Below are 14002 nucleotides of genomic sequence, written 5' to 3'. Positions count from 1 at the left end.
CCTCTCAGTCGTGAATCGAGCTGAGGTAATTCGCGACCTGGGCATTGTCCCAGTACACGCCGGCGGTCGGGCTGTAGCGGCCCGTCGTCTGCAGCTCGCTCCACATGGTCTGCAGGTCGGTGAGCTCGAGGAAGCTGATGTACTTCGCCTGGATATTGAGGTAGGCCGCCACGAGGTGCATGCCGACGTTGTTCGTGTCGAAGTCCTGGTGGTTCAGCATGTCTTCGAGCTTGGCGCAGAAGTACGAGCCCGGCTTGTAGCAGTCGCCGTTGTCGTAGGAAGCGGCACGGACCGGGCAGGCCGTACCGTTGCCGACCGCGTAGAACACGTTGACGAACATCAGGTCGCGCGACACCGGCCATGCGTGCTGCGACTGCTTCCAATAGCCCGGCGACAAGCCGTTGCAGGCAGGCGCCGCTCCGTTCGCGTAATGGCTGGCGGCCAGGCCGTTCGACAACGAGCCCGAAGGCGACCGGCAGACCATCGACGCCATCGCCGATTTGCTTTCCAGCGTCGCCAGGACGCCGGCTCCCATGCCGATCCGCGCCAGGCGGCGACGGGCAGCGCCGCGTTGAGTCAAGGACGGCGCCGTTTGGATCTTGTCGTTATCTTGATTTTCGGTAGCCACGTGCGTTCCCCAAAATGTTGTCGCGCTCACTGAGGGCGACCAGTACCTGAACAAGCAAGTTTTACGCCAGCGTACTGCCTGGAGGAAAAACCTACATTAAAATCAGGTGCTTATTTTGGTGCCGTACCACCCAGCAACGACTATTGTATGTTGGAACGCCGGGTGGTGTAAAAAATATCGACGGACGTTGTTAGTAGGGAACCTCGAAAAACCGTAGCGAGCGGCCGCAGTTGCGGTTGAGAAGCGCAGCTGTACGAGGAGTACAGCCGGTCCGCCGTAGCGGAGCATCGCAAACCGCAAATGCAACGCGCAGTAGGTTTTTCGAGCTTCCCATTAGAAGAAGCTTTCCGGAATGACCAGGATGTCGCCCGGACGCATCGGTACGTTGGCCGAGATGTCGCCATCCTTGATCAGATCGTCCAGGCGAACGTTGAAGCGTTGCTGCTTGCCGTCCACGGTACGGATCAGGCTGGCGCGATTGCCCGCCGCGAATTCGGTGGTGCCGCCGACGGCGATCATCACGTCCATCAGGCTCATATTGCGGCGGTACGGCAGCGCCTGCGGCTTCGTGGCCTGGCCGATCACGCGGATCTGCTCGTCGTAATTGCCGACGAAGTTCGTGACGACGACGGTGACGACGGGCTGCTGGATGTACTTCGACAATGCTTTTTCGATGTCGCGCGCGAGTGCCGTCGACGTCTTGCCCGCAGCCTGCAGGTCTTCGACGAGCGGCGTCGTGATCTTGCCGTCCGGACGCACCGGCACCGACATCGACACTTCCGGATTACGCCAGACGATGATGTTGACGGCATCGCCGGGTCCGATCAGGTATTGACTGTCGGTTACCTGCGTCTCGATCGGCTGTTGGCCGCGCGTCGCGCAACCGCCCAGCGCCAGCACGCATGCGGCGGCGAGCATCATCGCCGAATGTTTTACCAGGTTCGCCTTGTACTTGCCCACGTCAGATCCCTTTCGGTAAAGCCGTTGTTATTAAGCCGTTAACAGCTGCGTATTGTATAACATAGTGCCGAATGAACAGACTTCGCACAATAGAAATTGTGTTGAATCATCACGCCCGCGCCCATTCCCTGCTTTATTTTCTCCGCAGCAAGTCGCGCACATAATTTGCCGGTATCGCGTACGTAATCCCGCTCGGCGCCGTGATCGCCGTTTCCTTGAGCCCTTTCACGAACACGGCATTGATCACGCCCACGACCTTGCCGGTGGCGGGGTCGTAAACTGGGCTGCCGCTGTTGCCGGGATACGCCGTCCCGTCGAGCTGGAAGATGTTGAAGGGAGACCGTTGCAAGGCCGCAATCTGGCGCGGATCGAGGCTGCGCGCACCGAGCGAAGGCCGGACGATGGGGGTGATGGCGGCCAGCGTGGCGCGGTGTGTGGCGGGGTGCAGGCCCAGCGCCATGGCGAGCGGGAAACCCGTCAACGCCAGGTCCTGCCCTTCCTCGACCGTGTCCGAGTCGCCCAGCTCGAGCGCGGGCAACGGGGTACCGCTGAGGCGCAGGTGGGCCAGGTCGTGTTCGTTGTCGCGCGCCACCAGTTCGGCCGGGCGGAAACGCACGCCTTCGCCGTCCGGCAGCACGATGCCGAGCTGTTCCTTGTTGCCTTCGGACAGCGTGGCCGGAACGACGTGGGCGTTCGTGATGACGTCCAGGCCGTCGCCGACGACGAAACCGGTGCCGACGAAAACGGTCGACGGACTGCGGGTCCGTTCGAACGTGCCGACACCGACGACGGAACGTTTGATGGTCGGAACGATCGCCCTCAGGTCGACCGCCGGCGCCCGGTCCGGCAGCGTGGCGGCCAGGAGCAGCGTGGCCAGCGTGACCGCGGCCCGGCGCCGCTGGAGTTGGAAAGATGGGTTGACGGGAGCACGCTCCCTATTTCGAAGCGGCATCAACCGTGCACCCCCTTTTGCATTTTAGACATTACAATAAAGCGCTTGAACTTGAATAATTGCTGCAACGTAAGTCTACGCGATGCGATCCCTCAACGTATGTTGTTGGCGTTGAAGACGCACAACGGTTTAACGATTTTTTATTAAAACCGTGCTAATAATTCACGGATAGTAAGTAAAAAACCGCATGGTCCTCAGATTGCTTGGTGACATTTGTGTTGCAGATGAGGCACTTCCGAATGAGCTCACCTTATTTTTCTCGCGTGTAATTGCAATTGCTCAGGGTACAAGCGATCATGCGAGGTATTTGATTATTTTTCTGGCCCCCTCCGAACAGGCGGCGGGCCGCTCATGGCGAGACTGACGAGATGGCAGAGATCACAGCCGTACTTCTTAACTTCCTCAAGGCGATTGGCAAATACCGTTGGCATGCCGTCGTCATTACCTGGGTTGTCGCATTGATCGGCTGGGTGGTGGTATTGCGCCTGCCCAATCAATACGAGGCAACGGCGCGCGTCTATGTCGACACGCAGAGCATCCTCAAACCATTGCTGTCGAGCATGACGACGGTGCCGAACCTGGAACAGCAGGTCATGTTCATGCGCCGCACCTTGATCAGCCGTCCGAACGTCGAGAAGCTGATGCGCATGGTCGACCTCGACGTCAAGGCCAAGGACAGCAAGGAACACGACAAGATGGTCGATGATCTGATGTCGCAGATCAAGGTCTCCGGCACGGAGCGCGACGACATCTACACGCTGAGCTATATGTCCGACAATCCCAAGCTGGGCAAGGACATCGTGTCCTCGCTGCTGACCATCTTCGTCGAGGGCAGCTTCAGCGGCAAGAAGCAGGACTCGGAAAAGGCGGTGCAGTTCATCGACGACCAGATCAAGACCTACGAGGAAAAACTGACAGCGGCCGAGAACTCGCTGAAGGAATTCAAGCTCAAGAACCTGGGCATGCTGCCGCGTGAAGGCGGCGGTTCCGGCGACTTCGGCGGCCAGCTGCTGCAGGCGACCGACCAGCTGAGCCAGGCCAAGCTGGAACTGTCCGAGGCGGAACAGGCGCGCAACGCGATCCGCCGCCAGATCGACGGCGACCCGGTCAAGCCGGGCACCGTGACGGTCGACCCGGCCCTCGTCGATCCGGAACTGGAAGCGCGCATCGCGACCGCCCAGAAGAACCTGGACGCGCTGCGCCTGCAGTTCACGGAACAGCATCCGGACGTGATCGCCAACCGCCGCCTGCTCAACCAGTTGCTGGCGCAGAAGGCCGACCTGGCCAAGCACAAGAAGCGCAGCCTCGACCCGGGCGCCAGCTACAGCCCGATGCTGCAGCAGTTGAACGTGGCGCTGTCGCAGGCCGAGGCCCGCGTGGCGTCGATGCGCGCCCGCGTCGCGGAATACGAGAACCGCGTGGCACGCTTGCGCAGCCAGAGCACGATCGCGCCGGAAATCGAAGCCCAGTTCGCCCAACTGAACCGCGACTATGCGGTCAACCGCGAGAACTACCAGAAGCTGGTCGAGCGCCGCGAGTCGGCACGCCTGTCGGGCGACCTGTCCTCCGCGACCGACATGCTGCAGTTCCGCGTGATCGATCCGCCGACGGTGCCGAACCATCCGAGCGGCCCGAACCGCCTGCGCCTGTTCTCGCTGGTGTTCGCCGGCGCCCTCGTCGCCGGCCTGGCCGTCGCGTTCCTGATGAGCCAACTGCGTCCGACCTTCCTGAGCCAGAGCACGCTGCGCGAGGTGACGGGCCTGCCGGTGCTCGGTTCGATCGGCATGAACTGGACGCCGGAACAGACGGTCAAGCGCCGGCGCCGCCTGTTCGCACTCGCGAGCTCCGTGCTGCTGTTGTTCGGCGCCTATGGCATCGGGATGGCTGCAATCCTCGTCCGCCCCACGCTTTGAGATTAAGGAGTCCACCGTGAGCATCATCGAAAAAGCGGCAAGCCGGATCGACCTGCAGCGCAACGCGCCCGCCGTCGCCAAGCCCCCCGAAGCGGACGCCATCGACGCCATCGAGGCGGCGGTCCTGGCGCCCGTGCCGGCAGCGCCCGCGCCGGCAGCGGCAGCGCCGGCGGCCCACGCCGCCGACGCCGACGCGCGTCCGGCGCAGAAATTCTCGACCCGCCGCGTCGACCTGGACCTGAACCGCATGCGCGACCTGGGCATGGTCACAGCCGCCGGCGGCCGTACGCGATTGCTGGAAGACTTCCGCGTCATCAAGCGCCCGCTGCTGCAGCGCGCCTTCGCCGACCGCGCCGAGGGCGAGAAACCGGGCAACCTGATCATGGTGACCAGCTCGCTGCCGGGCGAAGGCAAGACCTATTGCGCGATCAACCTGGCGATGAGCATCGCGATGGAGCTCGACCACACCGTGCTGCTCGTCGACGCCGACGTCGCGCGCCCGTCGGTGCTGCGCTCGCTCGGCCTGCCCGCGCACCGCGGCCTGATGGACATCCTGCTGGACGACAAGCTCGACATGGCCGACGTCATGCTGCGCACGAACGTCGACACGCTGTCGATCCTGCCGGCCGGCACCAGCACGCCGCGCGCGACCGAGCTGCTGGCCAGCTCGGCCATGAGCTCGCTGGTCGACGAGATCGCCAACCGCTATCCGGACCGCGTCGTGATCTTCGATTCGCCGCCGCTGCTGCTGACGAGCGAATCGCGCGTGCTGGCTTCGCACATGGGACAGATCGTGATGGTGGTCGAAGCCCAGACGACGACCCAGCACGCCGTCAAGGAAGCGCTGCGCCAGCTGGAAGGTTATCAGAACGTCAATCTCATCTATAACAAGACCAGGGAGTTCCCCGGCATCGAAGAAACGTATGACTATCACTACGGCTAATTTGGCCGCGCTCCGGCTCACGCCGCTCGCGCTGGCAGCCCTGCTGCTGTCGACCGACTGCCGGGCGGAATGGAAGGTCATCCCCACCCTCCAAGTGCGTGAATCGTATTCCGACAACGTGGGCAACCAGGCCGACGACCAGGCGCGCGGCAGCTTCGTCAGCGAGGCCGCGCCCAACCTGAGCGTCACCGGCATCGGCCCGCGCCTGAAATTCGACGGCAGCGCGGAATGGCGCAAATACGCGTACAGCAACACCGACACGCCGAATGTGCGCAACAGCGACCGTCGCTACCAGGCGACGGCCGAAGCGACGGCCGTCAAGGAATTGCTGTACGTGGACGCCAGCGCCAACGGCTCGCGCCAGGCGGTGTCGGCGTTCGGCCCCGTGCCGAACAATTCGTACACGGCCCGCAACGGCACGAACATCAGCACCTGGAGCATCAGCCCCTACCTGCGCCACCGGTTCGGCTCCACGGCCGCGCTGACGGCCCGCCTGTCGCGCGACTCGGTCGAGGGCGGCAACGGCAGCGGCTTCGGCAACAGCCTCGCCACCACGCGCGCGGTCGACGTGACCAGCGGCCCCGCGTTCCCCGATCTCGGCTGGAACGTGCATTATTCGCACCAGGACATGAATGCCCAGCGCTCGGGCGATACGTCGACCGAGAACAGCCTCGTGGGCCTGCAGTACCGCGCGACCCCGCACCTGAGCCTGACCTCCACCGTCGGCTACGACAAGTACGAATACCGCGCGTTCTCCGAAAGAACGCGCGGCCGCGCCTGGTCGGGCGGCTTCATCTGGCAACCGTCGTCGCGCACCAAGGTCGCGGCATCGTTCGGCCGGCGCTATTACGGCAAGACGGGTTCGTTCGACGGCAGCTACCGCACCCAGCACAGCGTCTGGGCGCTGACCTACAGCGACATCGTCATGACGACCCGCTCGCAGTTCCTGCTGCCGGCCGCCGTCGACACGGCGGCCATGCTGGGTCGCCTGTTCGCGGGAGCGTATCCGGATCCGGTGCTGCGCCAGCAGGCCGTGCAGGCGTACATGGCGCAGACCGGCCTGCCGCCAACGCTCGTCGACAGCATCAACTATCTGAGCAACCGCTACATGCGCAACAAGCGCTTGCAGGGTTCCGTGACGTTCAAGGGTGCGCGCAGCAACCTGCTGCTGTCCGTGTTCAAGGAGCGCACGGCCGCGCTGTCGCTGCAGCAGGAAGACAGCGCGCTGCTGCCCGCGCAGCTGAGTTCCCTGAACGAAGACACGAACCAGCGCGGCGCGAGCGCGAATGCCGACTACCGGCTGTCCACGCGGACCTCGGCCCATGCCAACCTGTACGGCGTGAACGTGCAATCGCTGCGCACCGGCATCACCAACGACATCCGCCAGATGAGCGTGGGCCTGAGCAGCCGCTTCGACGCCAAGACCACCGGAGCACTCGACCTGCGCCACACGAAGGGCCGCATCGGCGTGTTCGACAACCGCGACTACCACGAGAACGCCGTCGTGGCCACGCTTAACGTCCAGTATTGAGCCCGCGGAGGCATACGATGTACGAGTCTTTTTACGGATTATCCGCCAAACCTTTCCAGCTGCGCCCGGACCCGCATTTCTTCTTCGGCAGCAAAGGCCACAAACGCGCCATGGCCTACCTCGAGTACGGCCTGTCGCAGGGCGAGGGCTTCATCGTCATCACCGGTGAAGTCGGCGCGGGCAAGACCACGCTCGTGCGCAACCTGTTCAACCGGCTGCCGTCCGACCAGATCGTCGCCGCCCACATCGTCAACACGCACCTCGACCCGGACGACACGCTGCGCATGGTCGTCTCGGCGTTCGGCCTGCCGTACGAAGGCGCCAGCAAGACGGACCTGCTCACGCGCCTGGAAAAATTCCTGTGCGACGTCGACCACCAGGGCAAGCGCGCCCTGCTCGTGATCGACGAAGCCCAGAACCTGTCCGCGCGCACGGTCGAAGAACTGCGCATGCTGTCGAACTTCCAGACCGACGACAAATCGCTGCTGCAGACCTTCCTGCTCGGTCAGCCCGAATTCCGCGCCACGCTGCACAGCCCCGGCATGCAGCAGCTGCGCCAGCGCGTGATCGCCAGCTACCACCTGGGCCCGATGGACGCGCAGGAAACCCGCGCCTACGTCGAACACCGTCTCGCCACCGTCGGCTGGAAGGGCGACCCGTCGTTCGACGAGGGCGCGCACGCCGCGATCTACGCCTACAGCGGCGGCATCCCGCGCAAGGTCAACACGCTGATGGACCGCGTGCTGCTGATGGGCTTCCTGGAAGAGATGCACGCGTTCGGCGAGCAGGACATCAACACGGTCGTGAAGGACATCAGCGAGGAATTCGACGTCCCCGATCCGGTCGGCACGCCGGCGCCCGACACGCTGCCGGCGCATGCGCTGGATGCCGACGCCGACGCGGACTACAAGACCGGCCTGCGCACCATCGACCAGCGCAGCGGCGAACGCCGCGCCAGCAGTGTCGAAGTGCTCGACGAACGCATGATGCGCCTCGAGAAGTCGATCGTTTCCGTGCTGTCGATCCTGAAGAAGATCGTCGCCACGCCCCACGGGGCGGTAACCCAGCCTATGGACAACCAAGAATGAACATGGTCGAACTCGCCCCGCGACCCTTGCCGGGTCCGGGACAACGTATCCGCAATGCGATGACCTGCGACGTCGAGGATTATTTCCAGGTCTCCGCGTTCGCGCCCTACATCGATCGCGCCAGCTGGCCGAGCCGCGAATGCCGTGTCGAAGCGAACATGGACCGCATCCTCGCGCTGTTCGAGCGCCACGACGTGCGCGCCACCTTCTTCACGCTGGGCTGGATCGCCGAACGCTATCCGCAGGTCGTCAAGCGCATCGTCGCTTGCGGCCACGAACTGGCCAGCCACGGCTACGGCCACCTGCGCGCGTCGGACCAGACGCGCGCAGAATTCGCCAACGACATCCGCTCCGCGAAGGCGCTGCTGGAAGACATCGGCGGCCAGGCCGTGCTGGGCTATCGCGCGCCCAGCTTCTCGATCGGCCGCGGCAACCTGTGGGCGCTCGACGAGCTGCTCGCAGCGGGCTACCGCTACAGCTCCAGCATCTACCCGGTCGTGCACGACCACTACGGCATGCCGGAAGCGCCGCGCTTCGCGTTCTACCCGAACGGCACCGACGGCCTGCTGGAAATCCCGATCACGACCGTGCAAATGATGGGCCGGAACCTGCCGGCCGGCGGCGGCGGCTACTTCCGCCTGCTGCCGTATGCGCTGTCGCGCTGGATGATGGCCAAGGTCAACCGCGAAGACGGCCAGCCCGCCCTGTTCTACTTCCACCCGTGGGAAGTCGACCCCGGCCAGCCGCGCCCCGAAGGCCTCGGCGCCAAGGCGCGCTTCCGCCACTACATCAACATCGACCGGATGGAACGCCGCATCGAATCCCTCGCGCGCGACTTCGCGTGGGATCGCATGGACAACATCTTCCTGAACCGCCCATGAACTCGATCATCGAAGCCGCCGCCGCCAAACGGGCCGCTCCCGTGCTGGCCACCTCTCCCATGACGCTGCACACGCTGCAGCCGCACGAATACGGCCGCTGGGACGCGTTCGTGCGCGCCTGCCCGGACGCCACCTTCTTCCACCTGTCCGGCTGGCAGAAGGTGATCGAAGGCTCGTTCGGCATCAAGACGTGGTTTTATTACGTGCAGCAGGACGGCCAGATCCTCGGCGTGCTGCCGCTCGCGGAGATCAAGAGCCGCCTGTTCGGCCACTCGCTCGGCGCGATGCCGTTCTGCGTGTACGGCGGCCCCGCCGCGACGAACGACGCCGCGCGCGCGATGCTCGACCAGGCCGCGCACGAACTCGCGCAGCAGCTCGGCGTGGGCCACCTGGAATACCGCGGCATGCAGCGCTTCCACCCGGACGACCCGGCGTGGCACACGAAGGAACTGTACGTCACCTTCCGCAAGGAGATCACGGGCGACGACGAGGCCAACCTGAACGCCATCCCGCGCAAGCAGCGCGCGATGGTCCGCAAGGGCATCAAGCTGGGCCTGCGCGGCGAGGTCGATGCGAACGTCGACCGCATGTTCGAGGCGTACGCGCACAGCGTGCACCGCCTGGGCACGCCGGTGTTCCCGAAAAAATACTTCGCCATGCTGCAGGACGTGTTCGGCGACGAGTGCGAAGTGCGCACCATCGTCACGGAAGACAACCGCCTCGTGGCCGCCGTGCTGTCGTTCTTCTGGCGCGACGAAGTCGTGCCCTACTACGGCGGCGGCATGGACATCGCGCGCGAAGTGGCCGGCAACGACTTCATGTACTGGAACCTGATGCAGGCCTCTGCCGCGCGCGGCTGCCGGCTGTTCGACTTCGGCCGCAGCAAGCTGGGCACCGGCGCCTACGACTTCAAGAAGAACTGGGGTTTCACGGCGCAGCACCTGCCGTACGAGTACAAGCTGTACGGCGCGTCCGCGCTGCCGGACAACAATCCGCTGAACCCGAAATACCAGCTGTTCATCAAGATGTGGAAGAAGCTGCCGCTGCCGCTGGCGAATTTCATGGGCCCCTACATCGTCCGCAACCTGGGCTGAACCGATGGAAGACCTGCTGCTGCTGATCCACCGGATCCCGTATCCGCCCAACAAGGGCGACAAGATCCGCTCGTACCACCTGCTCAAGCATCTGGCCCGGCACTACCGCGTGCACCTGGCCACGTTCGTGGACGATCCCGACGACTGGCAGTACGTGCCGCACGTCGAGGCGCTGTGCGCCAGCAGCCGTTTCGCCGGCATGAAGCCCCTGCTGGCGCGCGTGCGCAGCCTGCAGGCGCTGGTGAAGAACCGCTCGCTCTCGCTCGAGTACTACCGCGACGCGTCGCTGGCGCGCTGGGTCGACGAGACGGTGGCAAGACACAAGATCGAGCGCGTGCTCGTGTTCTCGTCGGCGATGGCGCAGTACGCCGACCCGTACCGCTCGGCGCGCCGCGTCGTCGACTTCTGCGACGTCGACTCCGACAAGTGGCGCCAGTACGCCGACCAGAAATCGTGGCCGATGAACTGGCTGTACCGCTACGAGGCGCGCCAGCTGCTCGCGTACGAGCGCCGCGTGGCGCGCGACTACGACGCGTCGCTGTTCGTCTCGGCCCCCGAGGCCGACCTGTTCCGCCAGCTGGCGCCGGAAAGCACGGCCAAGATCGGCCACTTCAACAACGGCGTCGATACCGACTATTTTTCGCCCGACCAGCCGCATGCCAATCCGTACACGGCCGGCGAGCGCGCCCTCGTGTTCACGGGCGCAATGGATTACTGGCCGAACGTGGACGCCGTGCAGTGGTTCGCGGCCGACGTGTTCCCGGCGCTGCGTGAACGCTTCGCCGACGCCAAGTTTTATATCGTCGGTGCGCGCCCGGCGCCGGCCGTGCAGGAATTGGCCAAGCTGCCCGGCGTCGTCGTGACGGGCACCGTGCCGGACGTGCGGCCGTACATCGCGCACGCCGCCGTGTCCGTGGCGCCGCTGCGCATCGCGCGCGGCATCCAGAACAAGGTGCTGGAAGCGATGGCGATGGCGACGCCGGTCGTCGTGTCGCCGCAGGCGCTGGAGGGCATCGACGCCGTTCCTGGCAGCGAACTGGTGCTGGCCGAGGACGCGGCCGGCTTCGTCGACGCCGTGAGCGCGCTGCTGGCCGGCCAGGAAAGCGCCGCGGCCGCGATCGGCGCGGCGGCCCGCGCCAAGGTCCAGCGCCGCTACAGCTGGTCCAGCAACCTGGCCTGCATAGGAGAAAGTCTCGAATGTTCCTGAAACCGCCGCCGGGCGTGATCAACGCCACCGCCGCTCCCATCTCGCGCCAGGCTACCTTCCTGATCGTGCTGGCCCTGCTCGCGCCGTTCCTGCTGTACCTGGGCACGGTGCGCTCGATCGTCTCCGTGTGGAACAGCTCCGAGACCTTCGCGCACGGCTACGTGATCCTGCCGATCAGCCTGTGGCTCGTGTGGCGCCGGCGCGAGAATTTCAGCCTGTATCCGCCCAAGCCCTGGCCTCCCGCGCTGCTGCTGCTCGCCGTCCTCGGCGCCGGCTGGCTGGCGGCGGAACTGGGCGAGGTGCAGGTCGTGTCGCAATACACGTTCGTCGCGATGTTCCCCGTCGCCGCGCTCGCCCTGTTCGGCCCGCGCCTCGCGGGTTCGCTGACATTCCCCCTGCTGTTCCTGCTGTTCGCGGTGCCGTTCGGCGAGATCTTCGTCGCCCCGCTGATCCAGTTCACGGCCGACTTCACGGTGTGGGCCGTGCGCGCCACCGGCATCCCCGTGCTGCGCAGCGGCACCCGCTTCGAACTGCCGACCGGCAGCTGGTCCGTCGTCGAAGCCTGCAGCGGCGTGCGCTACCTGATTTCCTCGATCACGCTGGGCTGCCTGTACGCCTACCTGACGTACCGCTCCGCCATGCGGCGCGCGCTGTTCATCGGCCTGTCGATGATCGTTCCCGTCATCGCCAACGGCCTGCGCGCCTACATGATCGTGATGATCGGCCACCTGTCCGGCATGGAACTGGCGACGGGCGTCGACCACATCATCTACGGCTGGCTGTTCTTCGGCCTCGTCATGTTCGTCATGTTCTGGATCGGCAGCTTCTGGCGCGAGGACATCGCGCCACATCCCGCCGCCGCGCCCGCGGCGGCGGCCGTGCCCGCGTCCGCCGCGCCGGCAACCGGCACGCCGCCCCGCCTGCCCGCGATGGTGGCCGGCGTGCTGCTCGTGTGCGCGTTCTGGCCGGCGCTGGCGCTGGTGGGCGAGCGCGCCAACCACAATCCGGCCCCCGCGCGCCTGGCCGACATCGCCGTGACCGCGCCGCGCACCAGCGATTTCGCGGACTGGAAACCGTTCTACATGACCCCGGACGCGCGCTTCCACCAGGCCTACCAGGTCGGCAACCTGCCCGTCAGCCTGACCGTCCTGTACTACCGCAACCAGAATCCGGAAAAGAACCTGATCAGTTCCGTGAACCGCCTGGCCGGCTACGAAGACAGGTGGCACGAAGTCGACAGCACGGCGCGCAGCGAAACCGTCGCCGGCACGCCGCTCTCGCTGCACGAAGGCATCCTGCGCACGCCGGACGGCGCGCTCATGGTCTGGGCCTTCAAATGGGTCGGCGGGCATTACACGGGCAGCGACGCCGTCGGCAAACTGTGGCAGGCCGCGAACAAGGCGATGCTGCGCGGCGACGACGGCGCGGCCGTGATGCTCGCCGTCCCGTACGACCGCGACAAGGAGCGCGCGCGCGCCGCACTGCACCGCTTCCTGGCCGAACAGGGCCCGGCGCTGGACCAGGCGCTGAAGACGACCCGAACCCACTGACAACGCGACAACAAGAACGGAAACCAAGACCATGCGTGTACTGCACGTCCTCGACCATTCGATCCCGCTGCACAGCGGCTATACCTTCCGCACCCGTTCGATCCTGCGCGAACAGCGCGCGCTCGGCTGGGAAACCTTCCACGTCACCGGCGCCAAGCAGAATTCCGGCGACATGCTGGAAGAAACCGTCGACGGCCTGCACTTCTACCGCACGCCGGAATCGAAGGGCGCGCTGGCGAAGATGCCGGTGCTGAACCAGGTGAACGTGATCGACGGGCTGGCCAAGCGCCTGGCCGAGATCATCCCGCAGGTCAAGCCGGACGTGCTGCATGCGCACTCGCCGTCGCTGAACGCGATCGCCGCGCTGCGCGCCGGCAAGCGCTTCGGCATCCCCGTCGTGTACGAAGTGCGCGCGTTCTGGGAAGACGCCGCCGTCGACCACGGCACCAGCACGGAAAACGGCCTGCGCTACCGCCTCACGCGCGCGCTCGAGACCTATGCGCTGAAGCAGGCCGACGCCGTCACCACCATCTGCGAGGGATTGCGCCGCGATATCGTCGCGCGCGGCGTCGCAGCCGACAAGGTCACCGTGATCCCGAACGCCGTCGACATCGAAAAATTCTCGATGGGCGGCACGCCCGACCTCGCCCTCAAGGAGCAACTGGGCCTGGGCGGCGCGCGCCTGATCGGCTTCATCGGCTCGTTCTATGCCTACGAAGGCCTGGACGTGCTGCTGCGCGCGGTGCCGAAGCTCGTCGCGCGCATGCCGGACCTGCGCGTGCTGCTCGTCGGCGGCGGCCCGCAGGACGCGCAGCTGCGCCAGATGGCGAAGGACCTGAACATCGCCGACAAGGTCGTGTTCACGGGCCGCGTCCCGCACGACCAGGTCAACAAATACTACGACCTGCTCGACGTGCTCGTGTACCCGCGCCTGTCCATGCGACTGACCGACCTCGTCACCCCGCTCAAGCCGCTGGAAGCGATGGCGCAGGGCCGCATCCTGGCCGCGTCCGACGTCGGCGGCCACCTCGAGCTGATCGAGGACGGCAAGACCGGCGTGCTGTTCGGCGCCGACGATCCGGATTCGCTGGCGGACAAGGTCAGCGCCCTGCTGGCCGCGCATGAGACGTGGCCGCGGCTGCGCCAGGCCGGCCGCCACTACGTCGAGACGGAGCGCAACTGGAAGGTCAGCGTCGGCCGCTATCCGGCCATCTACGGCCGCCTGACGCAAAAGGCGCTGGCGGCATGACGATGC

At 65.5% G+C, this 14002-nt stretch carries 12 protein-coding genes; 9 read left to right on the top strand and 3 right to left on the bottom strand.

The window, feature by feature from the left end; genetic code table 11:
- Positions 1-4: 4 nt before the first annotated feature.
- From ISF28_RS20810 to ISF28_RS20800, 3 genes are all read right to left on the bottom strand, one after another.
- Complete coding sequence (locus ISF28_RS20810; RefSeq protein WP_198119086.1) at positions 5-535, bottom strand: hypothetical protein; 531 nt, start codon at positions 533-535, stop codon at positions 5-7.
- Between the two features lie 426 nt (positions 536-961).
- Positions 962-1549: an XrtA/PEP-CTERM system exopolysaccharide export protein gene (locus ISF28_RS20805; RefSeq protein WP_198119130.1), complete on the bottom strand. Its 588-nt coding sequence runs from the start codon at positions 1547-1549 to the stop codon at positions 962-964.
- A gap of 172 nt (positions 1550-1721) precedes the next feature.
- On the bottom strand, positions 1722-2540 hold the full coding sequence (locus ISF28_RS20800; protein ID WP_198119085.1) for a S1C family serine protease: 819 nt from the start codon (positions 2538-2540) through the stop codon (positions 1722-1724).
- A 368-nt stretch (positions 2541-2908) separates the two neighbouring features.
- Here ISF28_RS20800 and ISF28_RS20795 point away from each other — a divergent pair, with 368 nt between their 5' ends.
- The 9 genes from ISF28_RS20795 to ISF28_RS20755 are packed head-to-tail and all read left to right on the top strand — an operon-like array spanning position 2909 to position 13996.
- Entirely contained in the window at positions 2909-4453 is a 1545-nt protein-coding gene (locus ISF28_RS20795; RefSeq protein WP_198119084.1) for an XrtA system polysaccharide chain length determinant, read from the top strand.
- A 16-nt stretch (positions 4454-4469) separates the two neighbouring features.
- Entirely contained in the window at positions 4470-5396 is a 927-nt protein-coding gene (locus ISF28_RS20790; RefSeq protein ID WP_198119083.1) for an XrtA-associated tyrosine autokinase, read from the top strand.
- Positions 5377-6927: a TIGR03016 family PEP-CTERM system-associated outer membrane protein gene (locus tag ISF28_RS20785; RefSeq protein WP_198119082.1), complete on the top strand. Its 1551-nt coding sequence runs from the start codon at positions 5377-5379 to the stop codon at positions 6925-6927. The genes ISF28_RS20790 and ISF28_RS20785 overlap by 20 nt, the downstream gene beginning before the upstream one ends.
- Before the next feature lie 17 nt (positions 6928-6944).
- Positions 6945-8015: an XrtA/PEP-CTERM system-associated ATPase gene (locus tag ISF28_RS20780; RefSeq protein WP_198119081.1), complete on the top strand. Its 1071-nt coding sequence runs from the start codon at positions 6945-6947 to the stop codon at positions 8013-8015.
- Positions 8012-8896, top strand: a complete 885-nt coding sequence (locus tag ISF28_RS20775) for an XrtA system polysaccharide deacetylase (protein ID WP_229519248.1) — start codon at positions 8012-8014, stop codon at positions 8894-8896. Before ISF28_RS20780 ends, ISF28_RS20775 begins: the two co-directional genes overlap by 4 nt.
- A complete protein-coding gene (locus ISF28_RS20770) occupies positions 8893-9990 on the top strand; it encodes a FemAB family XrtA/PEP-CTERM system-associated protein (RefSeq protein ID WP_198119080.1) in 1098 nt (365 codons plus the stop codon). Before ISF28_RS20775 ends, ISF28_RS20770 begins: the two co-directional genes overlap by 4 nt.
- A 4-nt stretch (positions 9991-9994) precedes the next feature.
- Entirely contained in the window at positions 9995-11197 is a 1203-nt protein-coding gene (locus tag ISF28_RS20765; RefSeq protein ID WP_198119079.1) for a TIGR03087 family PEP-CTERM/XrtA system glycosyltransferase, read from the top strand.
- A complete protein-coding gene (gene xrtA, locus ISF28_RS20760) occupies positions 11188-12747 on the top strand; it encodes an exosortase A (RefSeq protein ID WP_198119078.1) in 1560 nt (519 codons plus the stop codon). Before ISF28_RS20765 ends, xrtA begins: the two co-directional genes overlap by 10 nt.
- 31 nt (positions 12748-12778) lie before the next feature.
- Positions 12779-13996 (top strand): TIGR04063 family PEP-CTERM/XrtA system glycosyltransferase, encoded by a 1218-nt coding sequence (locus ISF28_RS20755; RefSeq protein ID WP_198119077.1) that lies wholly within the window; start codon positions 12779-12781, stop codon positions 13994-13996.
- Positions 13997-14002 lie beyond the last annotated feature (6 nt).

Source organism: Massilia rhizosphaerae (assembly GCF_016093545.1).
GTDB lineage: Bacteria > Pseudomonadota > Gammaproteobacteria > Burkholderiales > Burkholderiaceae_D > Telluria > Telluria rhizosphaerae.
The sequence above is the reverse complement of the archived record's forward strand: the minus strand, read 5'-3'. Positions and strand labels throughout refer to the sequence as shown.

What these genes read in the sequence shown, in the direction of transcription:
- ISF28_RS20810 (WP_198119086.1), bottom strand. Translation starts at nt 535, where the DNA reads ATGGGAGCCGGCGTCCTGGCGACGCTGGAAAGCAAATCGGCGATGGCG.
- ISF28_RS20805 (WP_198119130.1), bottom strand. Translation starts at nt 1,549, where the DNA reads ATGATGCTCGCCGCCGCATGCGTGCTGGCGCTGGGCGGTTGCGCGACG.
- ISF28_RS20800 (WP_198119085.1), bottom strand. Translation starts at nt 2,540, where the DNA reads ATGCCGCTTCGAAATAGGGAGCGTGCTCCCGTCAACCCATCTTTCCAA.
- ISF28_RS20795 (WP_198119084.1), top strand. Translation starts at nt 2,909, where the DNA reads ATGGCAGAGATCACAGCCGTACTTCTTAACTTCCTCAAGGCGATTGGC.
- ISF28_RS20785 (WP_198119082.1), top strand. Translation starts at nt 5,377, where the DNA reads ATGACTATCACTACGGCTAATTTGGCCGCGCTCCGGCTCACGCCGCTC.
- ISF28_RS20780 (WP_198119081.1), top strand. Translation starts at nt 6,945, where the DNA reads ATGTACGAGTCTTTTTACGGATTATCCGCCAAACCTTTCCAGCTGCGC.
- ISF28_RS20775 (WP_229519248.1), top strand. Translation starts at nt 8,012, where the DNA reads ATGAACATGGTCGAACTCGCCCCGCGACCCTTGCCGGGTCCGGGACAA.
- ISF28_RS20770 (WP_198119080.1), top strand. Translation starts at nt 8,893, where the DNA reads ATGAACTCGATCATCGAAGCCGCCGCCGCCAAACGGGCCGCTCCCGTG.
- ISF28_RS20765 (WP_198119079.1), top strand. Translation starts at nt 9,995, where the DNA reads ATGGAAGACCTGCTGCTGCTGATCCACCGGATCCCGTATCCGCCCAAC.
- xrtA (WP_198119078.1), top strand. Translation starts at nt 11,188, where the DNA reads ATGTTCCTGAAACCGCCGCCGGGCGTGATCAACGCCACCGCCGCTCCC.
- ISF28_RS20755 (WP_198119077.1), top strand. Translation starts at nt 12,779, where the DNA reads ATGCGTGTACTGCACGTCCTCGACCATTCGATCCCGCTGCACAGCGGC.